Raw genomic sequence first — 21,588 nt, 5'->3', positions numbered from 1 at the left:
CTAGCTACCGGCGATATTCGCGAACGCCGGCTCCAGCGTCTGCAGCACGTACGGCACCGACAGCGCGGTCGGCTGATTGATGGCATTGATGGCGACCACATCGACGAAGGAGATACCGCCGCTGCGCACCGCCGGAAGATCGGGGTAACCCGGCAGCTGCTTGAACTTCGACTCCAGGCTGGGCATGGCGCCGCAGACCAGCAGATCGGAGGTCAGGTCGCTCAGGCGTTCCGGCGACAGCGACAAGCGGCCGCCGGTGGGGGCCTCCTTGACGAGCTTCTCCGGCATGGTCATGCCGAGGCGGGTGAAGAGCTCGGCGGAGCCGTCCTTGGGATCGGCCAGCACCATGAGCTGCGACGGTCCGGTGAGCATGCAGGTCAGGAAGGTCTTGCCCTTCAAGGCCGGATGCTTCGCGGCCACCGCGTCGATCTTGCCGTCCACATCGGCGATCACCTTGGCGGCCTCGGGCTCCTTGCGCAGCACCTTGCCCAGCGCGGTCACCTGGTCCTGCCACGGATCGATCTGCGCGGAGGAGAGCGAATCGATGGTCGGGGCCAGCTTCGAGAGCTTGTCGTACATGGTCCGATCGGCCATGAAGGCGGGCGCCAGAATCAGATCCGGATTCAGCGCGGCGATCTGCTCGAGATAGTCACCGGTCATATCGAGTCGCTTGGCCGAATCCGGAATCGGCGGCTCCCACGGCACCTTCGTGGTCGCCGTCATCCCCGGCACCAGATAGCCCACGGGCGTCACGCCGAGCGCGATCGTCGCGTCCAGCCACTGCGGGCCGAACACCACCACGCGCGACGGGGTGCCGTCGATCTTGGTCTCCCCCATGACGTGTTTGATCGTCAGCGCACCGGAATCACTGCCGGAGTCGCTGGAACCGCATGCGGCCGTACCGGCCACCAGTCCCACCGCCAGCAGGGCGAAACCGCTGCGGCGCAGCCATCCTCGGGTATTCATCTCTCGTACTCCTCATCTCGGGCGGTCGCCTCCAGCACCGCGGCCAGCCCGCTCACCGCCGGGGTGTCGAACACCGCCCGCACGTCGATCTCGACACCGAACTCGGCGCGAACGCGCGCCACCAGCTGATTGGCCAGCAGCGAATGCCCGCCGAGTTCGAAGAACGAATCATCCGCACCGATCCGGTCGCGGTCGAACAGCTGCCCGAACAGGGCCGCCAGCCGGATCTCGGCGGCGGTCACCGGCTCCCGATACGGGCGCGCGGTCACGCACACCGGTGCGGGCAGGGCGCGGCGGTCCAGCTTGCCGTGCTCGGTCAGCGGGATCGCGTCGATCACCGCGTAGGCCGTGGGCACCATGTACTCCGGCAGCACCGTGGCGGCGCGCGCCCGCACCCGAACCACATCCGGCGCAGCGGATTCCGGCACCAGGTAGGCCGCGAGCACGGGCCCGGATGCGGCATCGCCGATCACCGCCACCACACAGTCGCGGATCTCGGGATCACCGGTGAGCGCGGCCTGCACCTCGCCCAATTCGATCCGGTAGCCGCGCACCTTCACCTGTTCGTCGGCGCGGCCGATGAATTCGACCGCACCGTCGAGAGTGCGGCGGGCCAGATCGCCGGTGCGGTAGAGCCGCGCACCCGCGGTGAACGGATCGGCCAGGAACCGCTCCGCGGTGGCCGCGCCGCGATCCAGATAGCCGCGCGCCAATTGCCCACCGCCGAGATAGATTTCGCCGACCACACCGGGCGGCACCAGGCGCAGCCGCTCGTCCAGCAGGTAGAGATCGACATTGCGGTTCGGGCGGCCGATCGGCACGATCCGATTGCCCTGCGGGCCCTCCACCGGCATATGCGTGGCACTGACCACGGCCTCGGTGGGGCCGTAGTGATTGCGCAATTCGGCGTCCAGGACGCCGGTGAGTCGATCGGCGATCTCACCGGGCAGCGCCTCACCGCCCACCGGGACGAAACGCAGTGAGCGCCAATCACTCACCTGCGGCAGCGACAGGAAGGTGCGCAGCAGGGACGGCACCATGTGCAGCACGGTGACCTCGTAACGGGTCACCAGATCCGCGATATAGGCGAGATCGGAGAAGCCACCCGGACGCGGAATGATCAGGCGCGCACCGAGAGTCAGGGTCACGAAGACATCCAGCAGCGAGGCGTCGAAGCTCACCGACGACGATTGCAGCAGGCGATCCTCGGCGGTCATCCCCCACTGGGCGCGGAAGCCGACCAGATGATCGGCGATCGCCTCGTGCGCGACCGGAACACCCTTGGGCTGACCGGTCGAACCGGAGGTGTAGATGACATAGGCCAGATTGCCGGGGCGCAGCGGCCGCACCCGATCGGCGTCGGACGGATCATGTTCGGGGGCACCGGTGGCGGCCGCTTCGGCGGCATCCAGTTCGACCCGGCCCAGGATCATGCTCGGGAGGGCGTCGGCGATCAGATAGTCGATGCGCTCGTCCGGATACGCCGGATCGATCGGCAGATAGGCCGCGCCGGACTTGAGCACCGCCAGCACCGCCACCACGAACTCCACCGAATTCGACAGTCGCAGCGCCGCCAGATCCTCGGCGCCCACACCCTGGCCGATCAGCCAGTGCGCCAGGCGATTCGCGCGCCGGTTCAGCTCGCGGTAGGTGAGCTGCACGGTCTCGGTGTCACCGGGAGCGACCAGCGCGAGTGCGGTCGCGTGCAGCTGCGCGCGCTCCTCGAACAGTGCGACGACAGTGGTCGGCACGACCGGAGTCTGCTCACCACGGGAAAGTTCCAGCAGCCGAGCCTGTTCGGCCGGGCCCAGCAGATCGAGCTCGCCGATCAATCGCCCGGGAGCGGCCGACGCCTCGGCGAGCAGTCGCAGATAGTGGGTGAGCAGCTGCTCGATGAGCTCGGGCGTGAAACGGCCGGACGGATACTCGGCCTCCAGGTACGCACCCGCACCGTCCCGAACCACGGTGAGCCGCAGGGGCACTCGTGGCACCGGGCTGCCCAGATCCAATCGCGCCGCGACGACGCCGTCCAGCGCGGGCCCGGGGGCAGCGGTGCGCACCCCGAAACCCAGCCGCACCAGCTGATCCAGTCCGTCCCGGTCCGCCGTGCGATCGGGATTGACCGCCCGCACCACCTCGTCGATGCCGACCGCACGATGCCGATGCGCCCGCTCCCACGAACCCCGCACGGCGGCAACAAGATCCGCGAATGACAGATGATCGTCGAGGTCGGCGCGCAAGAGCACGGTATTGCCGAAGTAGCCGATGGGCGCGGTCGGACTGTCCGCCGCCGAGTGCTCGTCACGGGTGGTGACCGGCACCGACACCAGGAAATCCACCGCACCGGTATAGCGGCGCACCAGCACATCGAACGCGGCCAGCAGCACGGGCAACGCCGTCGTGCCGGACTGCCGTGCGAAATCATCAACACTGGAAAGCAATTCACCAGGCAGTTCCCGCACCGACCGCCGCGCAGCCGCGGATCGGGGCGCCGGTGCACTACCGCTCGGCAGATCCAGCGGCTCCGGCAGCGGCGAAAGCTCCGCCCGCCAGTAATCGATCCCCGCGGCGTCCGAGCCCTCGGACCCGGAGTCCACTACGCCGAGGTATCCGGCATCCTGCCCAGAGCCGCTCGTGCCCGCAGCGCTCACGACCCCAGCACTCGGCAGTACAGCGCTCACACCCGCGGCACTCGATGAGGCCGGGCTCACGCCTACGGCATTCGATGAGACGGCGCTCGCGCCTGCGGCACTCGATGAGGCAGTGTTCGCAGCAGTTGGTTCAGCCGAACTTACGTCCGCTGCACTCGGCAGGGTGGTGGCCGGGTGTGGTGGGCGCGAATCGATGTGGCCGACAGTCAGATCTGCGTACTGGGTCGCGGGGCCGGTGGGGAGTATGCCGTTGTAGGCGTGGGTCAGTTCGCGGGAGAAGATCTCCCAGGATTCGTCGTCCCAGCAGAGTGCGTGCGCCACCAGGACGAAGGCGAATTCGTCTGCGCCCGTGCGGATCAGTGCGAAGCGGATGGGGGGTGCGGCGGAGGGGTCGAAGGGTTCGCCGAGTATGCGGCGGATCAGGACCTCGGCGCGGCGGGCGCGGCTCGGGGACGGCAGGTCCGAGAGATCGTCTTCCTGCCAGGCGATTTCGGGGTCGGCGAGCACGGCTTGGAAGGGCTCGCCGTCGGCGCCGGCGCCGTAGACGGTGCGCAGGATCTCGTGGCGGGCGAGCACCTCGCCGACCGCGGCCCGCAGCAGCGCGGCGTCCAGGGCTCCGGTCAGCCGATAGGTGATACCGACATTGAGGCTGGCGTCCGCCGGTGCGCGATGCTGCAGGTACCAGGCGCGGCGCTGGCCCGGAGCCAAGGCGCGGCGCAGCTGCGCCGCGGTGTCATCGGCCCTGGTCGACATGACGCCGGGTCTCATTCGGGAGCGTCGGTGAGATAGCCGCCGCGCACGAAGAATTCGGCGCCGTCGCGCTCGACGCCGTCGGCGGTGCGCACCCGGGTGATCACCAGGCCACGATTGTTGCCGCGCAACGCATTCGGTCCGCACACCACCACGCCGCCGCCCTCCTGCACGACCACCCGGCCGGTGGTGCCGCCATAGCTCGCCTCGGAGATCGACGCGGCGAGCACCTCGACGCGCTCACCCCGGTAGTGCGAGAAGGCCCGCGGATACGGCGCCGACAGCGCCCGCACGAAACGCTCCAGATCTACCGCGTCCGACGACCAGTCGATGCGGCTGTCCCGATCGGAGCGCTTGTGAAAGTAGGTGCGCTCGGCCTTGTTCTGCGGCGTCCACCGCGGATTGCCCGAGACCAGCGCGGCCAGCGCCTCGTTCACCGCGCCCGGAATCAATTCCATTCCGGCCAGCACCAGTTCGGTGCCGGTCGCGCCCGCGGGGATCGGCAGCCTGTGCTGCACCAGGATGTCGCCGGTGTCGAGCTGCTCGTCCATGCGGTGCACGGTGAGCCCGAATTCCTCGACGCCGCTGATCAGGGCCCACAGCACCGGCGAGAATCCGGTGAACTTCGGCAGCAGCGAATCGTGCAGGTTCAGCGTGCCGTAGGGCGGCAGGCTGTACAGCTCGGCGGGCATCCAGGTGTACCAGCTGTTCACCACGATCACATCGGGTTCGGCGCGCTTGACCAGATCGATGGTCGCGGCATCGGCGCGCTCGGTGAGATGCACCGGAATGCCGTGCTCGCGGGCCAGCTCCTCGACCGAATCGTTCCAGATCGCCTTATAAGACGATTCGCTCGCCGGATGGGTGACCGCGAGCACCACCTCGTGCTCCGAATCGATCAGGGCCTGAAGGGTTTTGCGGCCCCACGTCTGGAAGCCGAACGACACGATACGCATGAACCGAACCTCATCTCCGTTAAGTAAGGCTAGCCTAGCCTACTTACCGAGCCGAAGGGGTTCCACCCCGGACACCGCCGCACGCGCGGCAACCTGCGAGCCACCCGCCACCGGCCGCAGCACCCGATCCGAAAGTTCGCCCAGGCAGCTGAGATTCGGAAACCCCGGACCCTGCGTCAGCGCGGCCAGATTCGGCAGGTAGAGCTTGGACTCCAGATTCGATACCGCCAGGTCATAGCCGATCGCCGCCTCGATCCGGGCCTGCGTGAGCGGACCGCCCACCGACAGCTCCAGCAGATCCGCGGCATCGGCATCGAACAGCTCCAGGAACCACAGCGGCTGCCCGCCGGTCGCATCCACCACCAGATCGAAGGCATGCACCTGATCCGCGCGCAAGGGGTTGCGCAGCGTCAGTTCGACACCCTCGTTCCGATCGGTCACCCGCATCACCCGGCCCTGCAGGTGATGGACGCGATTGTCGCCCAGCAGGCTCTCCTGCACCCGCACCGAGAACACGCCACGATCGGTGCGGCGGATGACATCCCGGCGCTGCTCCAGAGTCAGCCCGGCCCACTTGCCCGGATCGCTGTAGAGCGAATTCTCGAAATAGCTCTCACCACGGGTGTAGAGCGTGGCCATCGGCGAGATCACCGAGACGGTCAGCATGTCGTGGCAGACCAGTTCGTCCAGCGCCGAACCCGCGGTCTCACCACCGCCGATCACCGCCACCCGCGAGGACACCGGCAGCGCGCGCTTGCCCGCGAGCTCCCAGAACTCGGAGATGCTCAGCACTTTCGGATGATCGGCGAGGGCGCGGGTACTGCGGCCCGGGCCGGTGATCATGAGCTCATCGGCGTCCAGCTGCGTGCGCACCCCGTCCTCGCCGAGCACCGACACCAGCCAGCCGTCGGCCGCGGGTGCGATCGAATCCACCCTTCCGGACACCACTTCCAGCTCGATCCGATGCCCGACCCACTGCAGATACTTGGCCCAGACGTGATGGTGCGGGCTGGGCCGGCCGCGATCGATCCACTCCGCGTAGCCGCCCTGATCCACCAGGAAGGCGGTCCAGCTGAACGCGTGCATGGCCTCGTTGATCTCGCGATTGCGGCCCCGCGCCCAGGTCGAGTGGTACGGGAAGCCCACATCCTTCTCGGGGCTGGTGCCGAGCCGGTGCCTGCCGTCGGTCCAGCCGCCGCTGGGCAGCCAGTTTCCGCCCACCGCATGCGGTTCGACGACCACGACCCGGGGTGCGGGCAGGCCCAGTTTCCGCAGGACGTGCGCTTTGGCGGCTACCGCAAGGGCTTTCGGCCCCGCGCCGACAACCAGAAGAGTCTGCACCGGTTCACTCACTTTCCTCGACGAACGACTGGCGATCGCGTCACAGCCGCCAGGTCCCCTCCCATGTTTGCATAGGCTTACCTTATATTGCTTACCAACCGCCAGAGCGCCGCAGGCGGCTCACCGATGTGAACGATTGGATGAACACATGATCAACACCACCCGAAACAAGCTGGGAGCAGCGGTTTTCGCTGCCGCTGCCCTCATCGGCGGGTTCAACGTGGCAGCCGTCGCACCGGCCCAGGCCGCCCCGCTGGTCGCGCCGCTGCGCACCGCGCAGCCCGGCCTGGGCGATCTGCAGTCCAAGCTGCGGCTGGCGTTGAACACCGGCGCCGACCGCGGCGCGCGCGCCAATGAACTGGAGGCGGGCGAGGCCGGTCTGCCGCTGCTCGATCAGGTAGGCGGGGTCATCAACACCGTCCCGAGCCTGCGCTGGCAGCTCGCCGGACCGGTGAACAGCAATGGCGACACCACCACCGCCAATCTGCAGGTGAGCGTCGACGGCTACGGCACCTTCCCGAATATCGAAATGGGCTGGCGTGAGATCGACGGCACCTGGAAGCTGACTCGCGAATCCGAGTGCTCGGTGGCGTACTACGCGGGACTGTCCTGCAACCTGTAATTCGTTCCACCGCTACACAAGTCCCGGGCATTCCGCGGAATGCCCGGGGCTTGTGCTTGTTTCACGGCCGTTCTTGCGAAAGCTGTTACGCGTGCACCGATTCCAGTCGCCAGCCCGCCGCGCGACTGCGCTCGTTCCAGAAGGCGGCATAGCGGCCGTCCAGCGCGAGTAGCTCCTCGTGCGTACCGCGCTCGGCAATGCGGCCCGCCTCCATGAACAGGATCTGATCCGCGTGCGCGATGGTGGCCAGGCGATGCGCCACCACGATGACCGTGCGGTCACGGGTCAGCTGATGCACACCGCGCACCACCACCGCCTCGTTCTGCGGATCGAGCGCGCTGGTGGCCTCGTCCAGCAGTACCACCGGTGCGTCCTTGAGCAGAGCGCGCGCGATCGAAACCCGCTGACGCTCACCGCCGGACAGTGCCGCGCCGCCCTCGCCGACGGTGGTGTCCCAGCCCTCCGGCAGGCGTTCGGCGATCTCGTCCACCCGGGCCGCCGCGGCCGCGGCGCGCACCTGCGCATCGGTGGCGTCCAGGCGTCCGGCCCGAATGTTCTCCAGCACCGAGCGATTGAAGAGATACACGTTCTGGAACACCAGCGACAGCTGCCCCAGCAGGGTGTGCGACGGCTGATCACGAACATCGTGGCCGCTCACCAGGACTCGGCCGGAATCGGCGTCGTGGAAGCGGGCGGCCAGCCGCAGCACCGTGGACTTGCCCGCACCGCTCGGCCCGACAATCGCGGTGGTGGTACCGGCCGGGACGGTGAACGACACCTCCGACAGCACCTGCGCGCCGGTCCGGTAGGCGAAGCCGACATTCTCGAACACCACGCTCGGGGTGCCCGGGGTCACCTCGGAATCCGGCTGCGGCAGTGCGGGTACGGCCAGCAGGGTGGTCACCCGGTCGGCCGCGGCCGCCGCCGAACGCAACGCCGTGCCCAGCTGTGCCGCCTGATTCAGCGGTTCGATGAAACGGCTGCTCACCGCGATCAGCGCGATGGCAGCCGCCGCCGAGATGCCGCCGCCGGTCACCTGGCCGACCACCAGGTACACCAGCACCAGGAAGACCGCCTGTACGCACAGCGAGAAGACGATCAGGCCCGGCACACTCGCGAACAGCAGACCGGTGGCGGCCTTGCGCTGCCGGGCGAGCGCCGTATCCAAAGCCTTGTTCCCGGAGCCCACGGCGCCGAAGGACCGCAGCACCGGCTGCGCCTGCGCGAATTCCAGCACCCGGGCATTGGCCTCGCCCGACGCCTCGTGCAATTGCGCATCGGAGGCGGTATAGGACCGATTGGCCCACAGGTTCACCAGATACAGCACCGGCGCGGCCAGCAGCATGGCGAGCGATATCCGCCAGTCCACGAACAGCATTCCGATCGCGACGCCCAGCGGGACGATGGCGCCGGTCAGCATTTTGGCCAGCAGGTACGCGATCAGGCCCTGCACCTCACGCACATTCTCGACGACCAGCCGCGACAGCGCACCGGCATTCTGCGTCTCGAACCAGCCCAGCGGCAAGGCATTCAGATGATCGCCGAGCCGGGTCTGCAACCCGTGCGACATGCCCACACCGATGCGCAGGCCCAGCACCGACTGCAGGAAGCTGAAGCCGACCTGACCCGCCACCGCGGCGGCCAGCGCGATCGTCCAGCGCCAGGCGCTCGCGGTATCGCCGTCGAACAGCGCCTGCAGCACCGGCACCAGCAGCACATACGCCGCGGCCTGCAGCAGCGCCTGCACAGTGATCGCCGCCAGCAGTTTCGGGGTCAGCGCGGCGAACTCGCGCGGCACCAGTGCGAAGACCTTGCGAATCATCGTGTTCCCTCCATGACCACGTCCAGCGCCGCCTCATTGATCTCCCACAGCTGCTGATAGAGACCGCCGGCCTCGCGCAGACTCGTGTGATCACCCTGTTCGACCAGGGTTCCGTTCTCCAGCACCAGGATTCGGTCCACACCCGTGATGGTGTGCAGCCGGTGCGCGATCACCAGCACGGTGCGACCGGCCACCAGTGCGGCCAGCGCATCCTGCACCGCCGCTTCCGATTCCGGATCGGCGAAGGCGGTGGCCTCGTCCAGCACCAGCACCGGGGTATCGGCCAGCAGTGCGCGGGCGATGGAAAGCCGTTGCGCCTCACCGCCGGACAGGGTGGCATCGACACCGATCTCGGAGTCGTAACCGCGCGGCAGGGTGAGAATCCGCTCGTGGATCTGCGCGGCGCGGGCCGCCCGCTCCAGCGCGGCATCATCGGCACCGGGATCGGCGAGCAGGAGATTCTCGCGGACGCTGCCACGAATCAGGCGCACGTCCTGGAAGACGAATCCGACGGTGCGGTACAGCTCTTCGGTGGTGAAATCGCGAATATCGCGGCCACCGATGGAGATTCGGCCCGCGTCGATGTCGTAGAAGCGCGGCAGCAGCTTGGCGAGCGTGGACTTGCCCGAACCGCTCGGGCCGACCAGCGCGGTCAGCGTGCCCGGCGCCAGCTCCAGATCGAGCCCGCGCAGCACCTGATGATCGGCACGATAGCCGAAGCTCACGCCCTCGAAACGCACCAGTCCGGCCGGAGCCGCGGCCGGCGCCGTCTCAGATTCCGGTGCGCTGGAGGCCAGTTCGGGCGTCGCCATGAGCTCGTGCAGCCGCAGCGCGGCGTCACCGGCGGCCCGCAGCGCCTGCGCACCGTAACCGAGGCCCAGCAGCGAACTGCCCAGACCCAGCCCGACCAGCAGGAACGGCAGCACATCGACCGGGTCCACCCAGCCCGCGCCCACACCGGCCAGGCCCGCGAGCACCACCAGCAGCATGACGAACACCGGCGCGACCACCGCCTCCGACAGCGACTGCACCGACAGGATCGGCAGCTTCAGCCGGCGCAGACTGTCGGTCTGATGATCCACCGCATCCTGGAAGACGCTGTGCGCCTTGCCCGCCCGGCCGAAGGCCCGCACCACCTGGATCCCGTCCACGAATTCGACGGTCGCCTCACGGGTGCGCTGTTCGGCGGCGTTGTAGACCAGCATGCGCTCACGGCCGGGCTCGTCCAGCATCTTCTTCATGCACAGCACGTAGATCACCAGCGGCACCAGCAGCACCAGGGTGAGACGCCAGTCGACGGTGCAGAGGTAGACCAGCGTCACCAGCGGCACGGTCACCGAGCCGATGAAATCCAGCCGCGCGTGCGCGACCAGATAGTGCAGCGCCTCCACATCGTCCTGGAGGTACTTCTTGACCTCGGCGGAGGTGCGAACACCGAACCAGCCCAGGGGAACCCGGGTCAGTTTGTCGGCGAGCAACCGGCGCAGGGTCAGCTGGTAGCGGGCATCGGTCAGATGCGACCAGGTCAGCGCCGCCGCCTGCAGCAGCGCGCGGACCACGAGCACCAGCACGGCGATGAGCAGCAGCCGCCACACGCGGTCGGTGTCGATCGTGGTGGCCAGCAGCTCCCGGCACGCTTCGACGATCAGAATGAACGGGACCACCGCACATACCGAGGCGATCGCCATGATCAGGCTCGCGATCGTGAGCGTGCCCGCGACCGGAGCGAGAATCTCCTTGCGGGCGGCGGCTTCTCGCCGGCGCCGGGCTTTCACCTCGGCTTTATCGGGCTGCGCGCCCCCCTCGGTCTCCGCGGTGGGCCGCGGATCGGGTTCGGCCGCCTGCGGCGGTACGACCTCGACCGTCATCAGTTCTGCTCCTCCACCATTGTCGGAATGGCCTCGTCGTCACACCGAGGCCCCGCAAGGTAGGTTAGGCTAACTTTGCCATCCGGGGAAGGCGGGTCGCGGTGGCACGACTAGGGTCTTCCAGGTGAGACGCAGGCAGCAGCCGCCGCTACCCAAGCGGCACGGGTTGGACCCGGCACGATTGCGGCTGCCCGAAGACGGCGAGTGGGCGACCATTCGCGACCACCTCGTCGAGCGACTGCCCCGGGTGCCCGCCGCGCGCATCGACGAACTGCTGCGCGAAGGCGGCATCGTGGATCTGGCCGGACCCATCGCCCCCGACGCGGCCTATGTGCCCGGGGGCGCGATCTGGTTCCACCGGGATCTGCCGGTGGAGACCGATGTCCCGTTCGAGATCGGCATCGTGCACCGCGACGACGATCTGCTCGTCATCGACAAACCGCACTTCCTGTCCACGATTCCGCGCGGACAGCACATTCTGCAGACCGCGCTGGTCCGCCTGCGCCGCGAACTCGACCTCCCGGATCTGGTGCCCGCGCACCGGCTGGACCGGGTCACCGCCGGACTGGTGCTGTTCATCGTCAATCCCGCACGCCGCGGCGCGTACCAGACCATGTTCCACAAACGCGTGGTGCACAAGGAATACGAAGCCATCGCCCGCTTCGATCCGGAACTCGAACTGCCGCGCACGATCATCAGCCGGATCGTCAAGGAGCGGCAGGTGCTGCGCGCCTTCGAGGAGCCCGGCGAACCCAATGCCGAAACCCATATCGAACTGATCGAAGAGCGCGACGGGCTCGCGCGGTATCGGCTGCGGCCCAGGACCGGTCGCACCCATCAGCTGCGACTGCATATGAACGGGCTCGGCATACCGATCCTCGGTGACGACTTCTATCCGGAACTCACCGACAAACCGGTCGGCGATTTCAGCCGGCCGCTGCAATTGCTGGCCGGTGCGCTCGAATTCACCGATCCGATCACCAAGCTCCCGCGCCGCTTCGAAACCCGCCGCACGCTGCAGGCCTGGAACGACCCCGAGGGCTGGGCGCGCGGAATCGGAGGCTGAGCTCCAGCGGCCTCGACCACATTCGAGGCCCGTTCTCAGAATCCCGGCGTACGCTGGCCGGGATGTCTCGATCAGATAACGGTGCGGTCGCTGTGCTTCCCGACGCACCCGCGCCACTGCGCCTTCGCCTGCACGCCTATATCGACGTAGCGGTCGTTGTCGTGGTCTTGATCTGCACAAATCTCATTGCGCACTTCACCACCAGCTGGGCCAGCATTGTCACGGTGCCGGTAGCCGCACTGGTGCTGCTGGCCCTGGTCCGCCGCCGCGGACTCGGCTGGGGCGAGCTCGGACTCGATCCGCGACAGTGGCGGCGCGGCACCATCTGGGCGCTGGCCGCGGTGGGCATCGTGCTCGGCGCGGTCGCCATCGGCGCGATCCTGCCGATCACCCGGCCGTTCTTCCTGGCCGACCGGTACGCCACCATCTCCGGTGCGCTCATCGCGTCCATGATCGTCATTCCACTGCAGACGGCCATTCCGGAAGAGCTCGCCTTCCGCGGCGTACTGCACGGCACGCTCGATCGCGCCTACGGGGCGCGCGGCGTATTCGCCACCGGATCACTGCTTTTCGGCCTCTGGCATGTGGCCTCGTCACTGGGTCTCACCAGTGGCAACAAGGGACTGAGCAGTTTCCTCGGGGGTGGTGTCGCCGGGCAGATCGCCGGTATCGCACTCGCCGTATTGGCAACGGCCGCAGCCGGAGTCGTCTTCACCTGGCTGCGCCGCCGCAGCGGCAGTCTGCTCGCACCCATTGCACTGCACTGGTCGCTGAACGGCGCGGGCGCACTCGCCGCCGCCGTGGTCTGGCATACGACCATGCGCTGATTCACAGCGCCGCAAGCACTTCGGAGGGGCCGGACCGGCTGACTAGGGAACAGAGGATTGGCATCAGCCGGCCCGGGGACGATTCGGTGCGGTCGGGCCGCGACCGAATCGAGTATCAGGAGCCCATAAAGCCCAGCGGGCCCGCACCGCAGGTGGCGCTGCCGGTCAGGGTGGGCTGCAGGACATTGACCTTGAGCTCCCAGGCCGAACCCTGCAGGGTGGACAGGGTGTGGGTGCCGGCGCCCTTCGGGGTCCACTGGATGGTGGCGGTGCCGTTCGACGGGTTGATCGGGCTACCGCCGATGACCAGGCCGTTGTCGTAGAACCAGACCTGGATCCAGCTGTCGTAGGTCGCGGTCACCTGGTAGGTGCAGGCGGCGTAGACATTGCTGGCATTGACCGACAGGCCGGTGGGAGCCGCCGACGCGTAGGGCGCCGTCAGGGCCGCCGAACAGGCCATCGCGGCCAGGGCGGTGACGCCGACGCCGGCCCGCCGGGCGATGTGCTTGTTCACGGTCATGGTCATTCGAAACTCCCTTGCTGTACGGTCCGGCGAACCATATCGGTTGTCCAGTTCGGGCGGTGGCACTTTCGGGAAAAAACTGAAACGTGTTTCTGTCAGACCCTGTCGGCGACGGCAAAAGACCAGGCCCGCCCCCTGAAAAGGAGACGGGCCCGGACGAACTACGGAACAGATTCGCGACTACCGCCGCGCCGAATCAGGCTGCGACCACCGCGGGTCGTCCCACTCCTGCTTCTCCAGCGAGATCGCCGGATCGGCGTCCCCGCCGTGACCCGGCCACCAGGCCCGGCGGCCGATCAGCGCGGTCACCGACGGCGTGAAGAACATCGCCATGACGAAGGCCGCGATACCGATGCCCACCGAGATGGCGAAACCCATCTGGGAGAGCGCGGTATTGCCCGCCAGCATCATCGAGGCGAAGGTGCCCGCCAGGATGAGACCGGCAGCGGCGATCGTCGGACCCGTGTGCCTGACCGCCTCGGCCGCGGCCTTGTGCGGATCGTGGCCCTCGCGGGCCTCCTCCCGCAATCGGGCCACCATGAGGATGTTGTAGTCGGTCCCGAGGGCGACCACGAACAGATACATGATCAGCGGCAAGGTGAAGATCAAGCCCGAATTCCCCTGGATGTGCTGGAAGACCAGCACCGCCGCACCGAGCGTGGCCGCGAAGCCGAGGAAGACCGACGCGATCAGATACCAGGGCGCCACCAGACTGCGCAGCAGCAAACCCAGCACCAGCATGATGAGCACCGCGGCCACCGGGAACACCACCGAGTAATCCCGGTTCATGGCGGCCTTGAAGTCGACGAACACCGAGGTCATACCGCCCACCACGGCCGTGGATCCCGGCGGCGCGACCGAATGCGCGGTATCGCGCAGCGGGCCCTTGATCGTCGCCAGTGCGGCATCCGATTCCGGAGTGTCATTGAGCGTCACCTGGTACTCGGCCACCGACTTGTCGGTCGAGAGTTTCGGCTCCGACACCTGGCCCACACCGGAGACGCCGGTCAGCGCCTGACGGTAGGCGGTCAGCTGCTCGGCGGTCAGCTCGGCGCCATCAGTACGCAGGTAGACCTGCGACGGCTGGGTGGTGCCCGCGGGCTCGCCCTTCAGCAATTCCTTGCTGTAGACCGTGGATTCGGAGGTATCCGAAGTCGAACTCGAGCTCAGATCGAAGGTCGGATTGAAACCGAACGCCACAATGCCGAGCGCGAGCAGCACACCGCCGGAGGCCACCGCGAACACACCGGGCCGCTTGCCCAGTGCCGCACCGACCGAAGCGAACCGCGCACCCGTCGGCTCCTGCTTCCAGGCCTTCGACGGCCAGAACACCTTGGTGCCCAACAGCGAAACAATGGCCGGAACCAGCGTCAGACCCGCCAGCAGCGCCACCGCGACGGCGATCGCCAGCGCCGGGCCGAGCGAACGGAACATGCCCAGCGTCGACAGCATGAGCGCACCGAAGGCGATGATCACCGCGGCCGCGGCCGAACTGATCGCCTCGCCGACCCGGGTGACCGCGCTGACCATGGCGGTCTTGGGATCCTCACCGGCACGCAGGCGCTCGCGGTAGCGGAACATGAGGAAGAGGATGTAGTCGGTGCCGACGCCGAACAACACCACGATCAGCAGTGACTGCACGGAAGAGTCGACCTTGAGGTCGAAAGCCTTGCTCACCATGGCAATCAGGCCATTGACGCCGAGCGAGACCACACCGATCACAATGATCGGCAGGAACGCGATCACCGGACTGCGGAAGATCACCAGCAGCAGAATCAGAATCAGCGCGATGGTGGCGATGCCGATAATGGCCAGCGCGTTATTGCCGGACTCCTGCTGATCCAGCTGCTGGGCCGCGGCGCCGGTGATGCCCGCCTTCAGATCGGTGCCGTTGACCTGGTCCTTCAGTGCCGTACGCAAGGCCTTGACGGCATCGGTCTGCGCGGTGTCACCCGCACTGGTGACCTTGGTCATTGCGACAGCGGCGATTTGGATGGAGCGATTGTCGGCCGCGGGCGCCGCCTGCACCTTGAGGACGTCCTTGAGGTGCTGGTCGTCCAGCTTGCCCGCGGCGGCCTGCACCGTGGCTACATCGCCATCGGTCAGCGGAGCACCGTCGGTGCGCTCGAAAACAATGAGCGCGGCCGGGGTGTTGCTGTTGGGAAATGCCTTCTGCTGCAACTCCATCGCCTGGATGGACTCGTAATGCGAAGGCAGGAAGTCGGATTGGTCGGTGGTGGCGGTGAGCTTGGGCGCCGTGGCCACCACCGCGATGATGGCGATCAGCCAGACGCCGATGACCAGCCACGGCTGTTTGACGACGAAGCGTCCCAGTCGGGAGAACATGCGGGGGAAGTCCTTTCAGGGTTTCGACCGCGTGCAGAATCTGTTCCGGCAGAGCTGTCAGATGTCGAGAAACTGCGCAGACGGGTTTTCCACCGCATCGGCAACTGTCCGGTACGCCTTGGCAGGCACTCGGTCACGCAACTCCCCCAGCGAATCCACGATTTCGAGTGTGTAGTCGCCATAGCCATCCTGACCGACACCGACCAGTTCGCGCCAGCCCTTGAATTCGGTGGCCCAGTTGGCAATCAGCGGAACGTGGGAGCCGTCGGGATTGCGGCGGGCCGCGACGAACTCTTCCCGCCGGGCATTGAAGTGGTCCTTCGTCTCCGCGTAGACGTGCTTGGTCGCCGTCGAGAAATCGGACCAGTCCAGGTAGTGGCGGTGCACCACCAGCTTGCCCTTGCGACTCTGGTAGATCCGAATATTCTCGGCGCCGGCCGCGGTGACCTGCTGCGATTTCGCCAGCCGGCGGCCGACGAAGCTCTGGGTGCGAGCGCCGCCGGGGCCGACGCGCACTTCGATCTCCGTCATGCCGTCAGGCAGGGGCTGCGTCACCACGGTGCCGGGGGCGGCGTCGTCGGCAGGCTTCTGCATATCGATGTCCATGATCTGCTCCAGTTCCGGTCATCCGTCAACCATAGGTTGACTATCTAGTTTCAGTCAACCTATGGTTGACGAATTTTTCATTAGCGGATGCGCATACGGGCATGTTTCTCCGTCCACTCACAGCGTGTTCGAAATCCACTGTGCGTCAACGGTTCCCGGATACCGGTTCCGCAGCGGCCGAGCTACCCACCACTTGAAATCACTATAAGTAGACGTATACGTATAGCGCAACCCTGACTTCACCCTGAGAAATCCCCCGACTTCACCCCGGACATGACGAAGGGCCCGCCTCCCACTCGGGAGACGGGCCCTCGGATCAGCTTCGGCCGCTACTACTTTCCGCGGCGCTTGCCCGGCTTCTTCACGGCCCCAGCCGATTTCGCCTTGGCCCCGGCCGGCTTCTTCGCACCCCCGGCGGACTTCTTCGCACCGGCGGCCGGCTTCTTACCCGGACCCGCGGCGCGGCGCGGCTTGGCCGCCTCCTGCCCCGACGGCGACCGCGAACTGCGCGCCGAACGCCCGCGCACCACACCGACGAACTCCTCCACCAATTCGGTGGTCTGCTCATCCGGCCAGGCCAGCACGATCTCGGTCTCCGGCACCCCGGTCATGGTCCGGTAGACCAGATCCTTGCGACTGTGCAGGCGCGCAATGGAATGCGGCACGATGGCCGCACCGCTGACCGCCGCCACCAGCTCCATGGTCATGGCCGCCTCGTCGAGATCGGCGGCGTCCTGCATGCGCTCCTCGGTCAGCTCGGCCATGCTCACCTGATCGAAGACCGACAGCGGATGATCCTTGGGCACCACCACCACCGGCAATTCGCGGTAGAGCGGGATGGCGCTGATCCCGTCCCGGTCGATCGGCAGGCGGACGAAGCACATATCGACGCGGCCGTCCCGCAGCGCCGCGTCCTGCTCGCGCATCGGCACCGGGATCATCTCGACCGGAATCTCGGGAAAACGCTCGCGCCAGATCCGGTCCCATTTGGTGACGGTCACCCCGGGCACAAATCCGACCCGCAGCCGCTCACCCTCGCCGGGCGCCACCGGTTCGGGTTCCGGGGCATTCGCGATCAGCTCGCGGGCGGCCACCAGCAGTTCCTCGCCGTCGGTGGTGAGCTGGGTCGGCTGCGCACCCGGCACGAACAATTTGGTGCCGAGCTCCTCCTCCAACTCGATGATCGTCCGGCTCAGGCGCTGCCGGGCAATGCCGAGGCTCTGCGCCGCGCGCGCGAAGTGCAACTGTTCCGCAACCGCGGCGAACCAGCGCAGACGCGGGATATCGATCGACTCGAACCGGCTCATTCCACCCAGGTTATTGCACGGCGAGCGAGGTTATTGCACCGCGCGGCCGGTTCACCTCTCCCCGACCGATACCCTCATCATGTGAGCCCGGACAAGAAACCCCAGAACATGAAGCCGCTGACCGCGGCGGCCAAACTCGGCATCTACCTCCCCGCAACCCCCGAGGAGTTCCGGAACTCACCCGTCACCCGCGCACAGCTCGAAGAGCTGCGCACCAATCCGCCGCAGTGGCTGCTCGACCTGCGCGCCGACGGGCCTTTCCCGCGCGATGTGGTCGCCCGCAAGCTCGGCATCTCGAACTCCGGGCTGGGCCGCGCCGGGGTCGAGGACGCGCTGACCAGCGCCGAGATCGACGCCCTGATCGCCGCACCGCCGGAATGGCTGGTGAAGGAGCGGGAGAACTTCGCCGAGGTGCGCAAGGAGGCCGAGCGCGTCAAGGCCAAGGACGCCGAACGGCGCGCGGCCACCAACCGCCCGGCCAAGAACTGGTAGTACCGGCACACACTCACATCCGGCGCAGCACCCGATCGACCAGATCCGGGGCTGCGCCGAGATAGTTTTCGGGGCGCAACAGCTCGGCCAGCTCCGGCTGACCGAGATGCATGGCGATATCCGGGCATTCGGCCAGGATGTCGGCCAGCGGGCGCGCCGTGGACTGCGATTCGTAGGCGGCCGCCTGCAGCGTCTTCTTCGCGACCGGCTTGCCGAGCAGCGGGGCCAGGCGGATCGAGAGACGCTCGGAGACGATCTGGCCGTCGGTGAGGGTGAGATTCGTGGTCATCCGATCGGCGTCCGCGGTCAGACCGGCGGCCAGCTCCACCGCCGTATGCGCCGCGCCGCCCACCAGCAGCAGGCACTCGCGCAGCGGCTGCCATTCGGCATGCCAGGAGCCCGCCGGACGCTCGTCCTCGGCAAGCAGTGCACCGAAGAGTGTCGAGGCCAGGCCCGGTACCTGGAGGGCCGCGCCGCGAATCATGGTGCTCAATACCGGATTTCGCTTCTGCGGCATGGCGGACGATTCGCCGCGACCGGCCGCCGCGGGTTCGCACAGTTCGGCGATCTCGGTGCGGGACTGAGAGATCACATCCACCGCGAGCTTGCCGAGCACACCCGAGGTGAGCGCCAGCGCACCGGCCAGATCGGCGATCGGGGTGCGCACGGTATGCCAGGGGGTCGCGGTGACGGTGAGGGACAGTTCGGCCGCGAACTCCTCGGTGAGGCGCTCCACGATCTCACCGGCGGGCGCCTGCGACAGCGGCGAATCCGCACCGCGGGCGCATTCGATGTACGACGCCAAAGTGCCTGCCGCACCGCCCAATTGCACCGGCAGGCCGGTCCGCACCTGGCACAGCCGGTCGCGGGCGTCGAGCAGGCCCTGCATCCACACCGCCACCTTGGCGCCGAAAGTGGTCGGCACGGCCTGCATGGCCAGCGTCCGCCCGGCAATCGGCGTATCACGTTGGCGCCGCGCCAATTCCGCGAGGGAGCCGAGCATGGTGTTGAGATCGGTGATGATGATCGACAGCACCCGTGCGGCGATCACCATGGTCGCCGTATCCAGAATGTCCTGACTGGTCGAACCGTAGTGCACGTAATTCGCGCTCACCGGGTCGATATCGGCAACCGCGCGGTGCAGTCGCTCCACGAAGGTGACCACCGGATTGGCCGCTCCCCGTGCGGCTTCGGCGATATCCCGGGCGCTGAACTCGTGCTCGCGCACCGCGATCGCCATATGCTCGGCGACACTGTCCGGAACCATGCCGAGCCGGGCCTCGGCGCGGGTCAGCGCGAGCTCCACCTCCAGCATGGCCTCGATCCACGCGTCATCGCCCAGCAGGGATTCCACCGGGACGCCGACGCTCACCGGAGACAGCAGCCCGCATTCGATCGCCATATCGTCGTGCCTTTCAGGAGTATTCGCATGCTCGTCGTAGCGGTGGGTGGTGAGGATTTCGCGGGCGATGCCGTCGCCGTCGGCCAGGGTGACCGAATTGACGCCGGGGCGCGGGCCCGCCGCGGTCACCCAGCGGACGGACTCGGTGGGAACACCGAAGGCGTAGCGGCGCGGGTGGATTCGGCCCTCGCCGTCCACCAGGTGATGGGTGTTCGGCGCGATGGTGAGACCGCCGGTCCGATAGCTGCTGCCGTCCGGTGAGCCGATCACATAACCGCGCACATCATTGCGGCCCAGCAAGTTTCGCAGCAGCGGGTCCGCCGTGCGGCGCAGATCGGGCGCCGGCAGCCAGGCGTCGATGAGATACCGGCCCTGCACCTGCGATCCGCGCACCTGCGGTGAACCGGCGACGAAGAGCCCGCGCTCGGCATCGATATCCACCCGCATACCGGGGCCGACCACCCGCACGACACCCGCCCGGATCAGCGCCGCCAATTCGGCAATGCGGCTGGCGGGCGGGCCGATCGAGAGGAAGGCGTTCATCGGCGTGTACCAGCGATCCAGATCGTCCCGATACGACGACCCTGCGATACCGCCGTAGTCGACCACGAGCCGAACCTCATTGCGCAGATCCCGCAGCACGTCCAGCGCCGCCTTCACCGGACCCCGGACATTGCCCAGGCGGGCCTCGCGCACATCGGCATCCAGGTAGGCCAGCAGCCAGTCGTGAAAATCGCCGGGGCGATCGAAGCGGCGGCCGCCCGTCGGATCCACCAAGCTCTCCCAGTTCCACCGGTCCTGCTGCCGAATATGGAAGCGCTGCAACAACTCCGCGGCGTCCTGATCGGTGGGCACGGTGAGATACCGATCCCGGAAGGACTCCAGTCGCTGCGGGCTCAACTGCTCGGACAGCAGCGCCGCGTAGTACACCGATTCGACCTCGCGGGCGATCAGCGGCCACACATCCCGGCGGAAGGAGACATCGCCCAATTTCCGTGAGCGGCTGCGCAATCGGTCGATGCGCGCGGGATTCAACAGCAGCGGCGCGTACCGGCCGTCCACGCCCTTCTGGTTCTCGCCGCGGGCATGATGCGGGATGCCCCGGCGACAGCCCGCGATAATGACCGGTTCGCGGCCGGACGCCACGTACTCCAGTCCGGTATCGGCCTCCTTGAAGACACCGCCGCGGCCGGCGGTCAGCAGCACCAGATAGTCGAAGAAGGTGAGCCCCAGACCCCGGATGAGCACGGGATCGCCCTCCGGAATCCGGTCCACGTCGATATCGGCGGCATTGGCCGGCGGCACGTAGCCGAGTCCGAGGCGGTGCGCCGAATCCGGCAGGGAGCCGGGCACTTCCGGCTGCTCCTCCCCCAGGTGGCCCTGGGTGAGCACCACGGCGTGCAGGCCGCGCACCCGCTCCCCGGTGCTCAACTCCAGTTCCTGCAATCCGCCGGGGCCGTCTCGCAAATCCACTGCGGTAGCCACAATTTCGCGCACATGCACCCATTCGGCATAGCGGTCGCGCGTTCGTTCGAATGCCCAGCGCAGATAATGGCCGTAGAAGTAGCGCGGCGGATAGCTTTCCGCGCGGATCCGGAGGGCTTCTCGATAAGCCCGCGCGGGCAGTCCGGCGAAATTGCCGATCTTGGCGATGAAATTGGCCCATTCATGCAGACTCGGACCGCGATCGACCGGACCGGCCATCTCGACGGTGTCATCGGTGAACACCGTGACCTGCTCGGACACCGTATTCATCAGCAGTTGGGCAGGCTGGTCGGTACGCCAGACCGCCCCGGTGCCAACCTGTTTCGAGTCCAGCAGAATCAGCTCGACGCCCGCCGAATTACCGAGCTGCCGAGCATTGGCACAAATTCGTTCACAGACATTCAGACCGCGAGGTCCCATTCCGACGATCGCAATCCGAACCACATTGTCGAGCATCCACTCACCGATCGCGCCCGCAGATCCGCGCCCGGTAGCGGGCACGTCGCCGAGAGTAGCGAGGTCACCGATCCCATACAAGAACGCGCGGTACGGAATCCG

15 protein-coding genes are annotated in these 21,588 nt (G+C 67.4%); 4 read left to right on the top strand and 11 right to left on the bottom strand.

Features of this window, described 5'->3' with window-relative positions; all coding sequences use genetic code 11:
* Genes ABZX86_RS16885 through ABZX86_RS16870 form a run of 4 tightly spaced genes read right to left on the bottom strand, consistent with a single transcriptional unit; the run spans position 1 to position 6,664 of the window.
* The gene (locus tag ABZX86_RS16885) at positions 1 to 966 is read right to left on the bottom strand and encodes an ABC transporter substrate-binding protein (RefSeq protein ID WP_355124364.1); all 966 of its coding nucleotides are present in this window, start codon (positions 964 to 966) and stop codon (positions 1 to 3) included.
* Complete coding sequence (locus ABZX86_RS16880; RefSeq protein WP_355124362.1) at positions 963 to 4,370, bottom strand: amino acid adenylation domain-containing protein; 3,408 nt, start codon at positions 4,368 to 4,370, stop codon at positions 963 to 965. Before ABZX86_RS16880 ends, ABZX86_RS16885 begins: the two co-directional genes overlap by 4 nt.
* 11 nt (positions 4,371 to 4,381) lie before the next feature.
* Entirely contained in the window at positions 4,382 to 5,323 is a 942-nt protein-coding gene (locus ABZX86_RS16875; RefSeq protein ID WP_355124360.1) for a methionyl-tRNA formyltransferase, read from the bottom strand.
* Between the two features lie 39 nt (positions 5,324 to 5,362).
* A complete protein-coding gene (locus ABZX86_RS16870; protein WP_355124358.1) occupies positions 5,363 to 6,664 on the bottom strand; it encodes a SidA/IucD/PvdA family monooxygenase in 1,302 nt (433 codons plus the stop codon).
* 148 nt (positions 6,665 to 6,812) lie between these two features.
* Here ABZX86_RS16870 and ABZX86_RS16865 point away from each other — a divergent pair, with 148 nt between their 5' ends.
* Entirely contained in the window at positions 6,813 to 7,286 is a 474-nt protein-coding gene (locus ABZX86_RS16865; RefSeq protein WP_355124356.1) for a hypothetical protein, read from the top strand.
* An 85-nt stretch (positions 7,287 to 7,371) separates the two neighbouring features.
* Here the strand turns inward: ABZX86_RS16865 and ABZX86_RS16860 are convergent, their stop codons facing one another.
* Positions 7,372 to 9,108: an ABC transporter ATP-binding protein gene (locus ABZX86_RS16860; protein ID WP_355124354.1), complete on the bottom strand. Its 1,737-nt coding sequence runs from the start codon at positions 9,106 to 9,108 to the stop codon at positions 7,372 to 7,374.
* Positions 9,105 to 10,976 carry an ABC transporter ATP-binding protein gene (locus ABZX86_RS16855; RefSeq protein ID WP_355124352.1) on the bottom strand — a complete coding sequence of 624 codons (1,872 nt, stop codon included), beginning with the start codon at positions 10,974 to 10,976 and terminating at the stop codon, positions 9,105 to 9,107. Before ABZX86_RS16855 ends, ABZX86_RS16860 begins: the two co-directional genes overlap by 4 nt.
* Before the next feature lie 124 nt (positions 10,977 to 11,100).
* On the opposite strand from ABZX86_RS16855, the gene ABZX86_RS16850 reads away from it, so the two are divergent.
* A complete protein-coding gene (locus ABZX86_RS16850; protein ID WP_355124350.1) occupies positions 11,101 to 12,042 on the top strand; it encodes an RluA family pseudouridine synthase in 942 nt (313 codons plus the stop codon).
* A 62-nt stretch (positions 12,043 to 12,104) separates the two neighbouring features.
* Positions 12,105 to 12,869 (top strand): CPBP family intramembrane glutamic endopeptidase, encoded by a 765-nt coding sequence (locus ABZX86_RS16845; RefSeq protein ID WP_355124348.1) that lies wholly within the window; start codon positions 12,105 to 12,107, stop codon positions 12,867 to 12,869.
* 115 nt (positions 12,870 to 12,984) lie between these two features.
* On the opposite strand, the gene ABZX86_RS16840 is transcribed toward ABZX86_RS16845, so the two are convergent.
* The 4 genes from ABZX86_RS16840 to ABZX86_RS16825 form a co-directional block, all read right to left on the bottom strand.
* A complete protein-coding gene (locus ABZX86_RS16840) occupies positions 12,985 to 13,395 on the bottom strand; it encodes a hypothetical protein (protein ID WP_355124346.1) in 411 nt (136 codons plus the stop codon).
* Positions 13,396 to 13,572: 177 nt separating this feature from the next.
* Positions 13,573 to 15,738, bottom strand: coding sequence for an MMPL family transporter (locus tag ABZX86_RS16835; RefSeq protein ID WP_355124344.1), 2,166 nt, complete (start codon positions 15,736 to 15,738; stop codon positions 13,573 to 13,575).
* A 57-nt stretch (positions 15,739 to 15,795) separates the two neighbouring features.
* Positions 15,796 to 16,344, bottom strand: a complete 549-nt coding sequence (locus tag ABZX86_RS16830) for an EXLDI protein (protein WP_355124342.1) — start codon at positions 16,342 to 16,344, stop codon at positions 15,796 to 15,798.
* 332 nt (positions 16,345 to 16,676) lie between these two features.
* Positions 16,677 to 17,651, bottom strand: a complete 975-nt coding sequence (locus ABZX86_RS16825; protein ID WP_355124340.1) for a LysR substrate-binding domain-containing protein — start codon at positions 17,649 to 17,651, stop codon at positions 16,677 to 16,679.
* 81 nt (positions 17,652 to 17,732) lie between these two features.
* On the opposite strand from ABZX86_RS16825, the gene ABZX86_RS16820 reads away from it, so the two are divergent.
* A complete protein-coding gene (locus tag ABZX86_RS16820; protein ID WP_327143676.1) occupies positions 17,733 to 18,143 on the top strand; it encodes a DUF5997 family protein in 411 nt (136 codons plus the stop codon).
* A gap of 13 nt (positions 18,144 to 18,156) precedes the next feature.
* Here ABZX86_RS16820 and ABZX86_RS16815 read toward each other — a convergent pair whose 3' ends face one another.
* Positions 18,157 to 21,531: a 3-carboxy-cis,cis-muconate cycloisomerase family FAD/NAD(P)-binding protein gene (locus tag ABZX86_RS16815; protein WP_355124338.1), complete on the bottom strand. Its 3,375-nt coding sequence runs from the start codon at positions 21,529 to 21,531 to the stop codon at positions 18,157 to 18,159.
* Between the last annotated feature and the right edge of the window lie 57 nt (positions 21,532 to 21,588).

Source organism: Nocardia sp. NPDC006630 (assembly GCF_040611495.1).
Lineage (GTDB): Bacteria > Actinomycetota > Actinomycetes > Mycobacteriales > Mycobacteriaceae > Nocardia.
Note: the sequence above shows the minus strand (reverse complement) of the source record. Positions and strands in the feature narration are given on the sequence as shown.

Excerpts from the sequence above, each read along its gene's own strand:
- ABZX86_RS16855 (WP_355124352.1), bottom strand. The coding sequence starts at position 10,976 with ATGACGGTCGAGGTCGTACCGCCGCAGGCGGCCGAACCCGATCCGCGG.
- ABZX86_RS16830 (WP_355124342.1), bottom strand. The coding sequence starts at position 16,344 with ATGGACATCGATATGCAGAAGCCTGCCGACGACGCCGCCCCCGGCACC.
- ABZX86_RS16845 (WP_355124348.1), top strand. The coding sequence starts at position 12,105 with ATGTCTCGATCAGATAACGGTGCGGTCGCTGTGCTTCCCGACGCACCC.
- ABZX86_RS16840 (WP_355124346.1), bottom strand. The coding sequence starts at position 13,395 with ATGACCATGACCGTGAACAAGCACATCGCCCGGCGGGCCGGCGTCGGC.
- ABZX86_RS16880 (WP_355124362.1), bottom strand. The coding sequence starts at position 4,370 with ATGTCGACCAGGGCCGATGACACCGCGGCGCAGCTGCGCCGCGCCTTG.
- ABZX86_RS16825 (WP_355124340.1), bottom strand. The coding sequence starts at position 17,651 with ATGAGCCGGTTCGAGTCGATCGATATCCCGCGTCTGCGCTGGTTCGCC.
- ABZX86_RS16875 (WP_355124360.1), bottom strand. The coding sequence starts at position 5,323 with ATGCGTATCGTGTCGTTCGGCTTCCAGACGTGGGGCCGCAAAACCCTT.
- ABZX86_RS16885 (WP_355124364.1), bottom strand. The coding sequence starts at position 966 with ATGAATACCCGAGGATGGCTGCGCCGCAGCGGTTTCGCCCTGCTGGCG.
- ABZX86_RS16860 (WP_355124354.1), bottom strand. The coding sequence starts at position 9,108 with ATGATTCGCAAGGTCTTCGCACTGGTGCCGCGCGAGTTCGCCGCGCTG.
- ABZX86_RS16835 (WP_355124344.1), bottom strand. The coding sequence starts at position 15,738 with ATGTTCTCCCGACTGGGACGCTTCGTCGTCAAACAGCCGTGGCTGGTC.
- ABZX86_RS16865 (WP_355124356.1), top strand. The coding sequence starts at position 6,813 with ATGATCAACACCACCCGAAACAAGCTGGGAGCAGCGGTTTTCGCTGCC.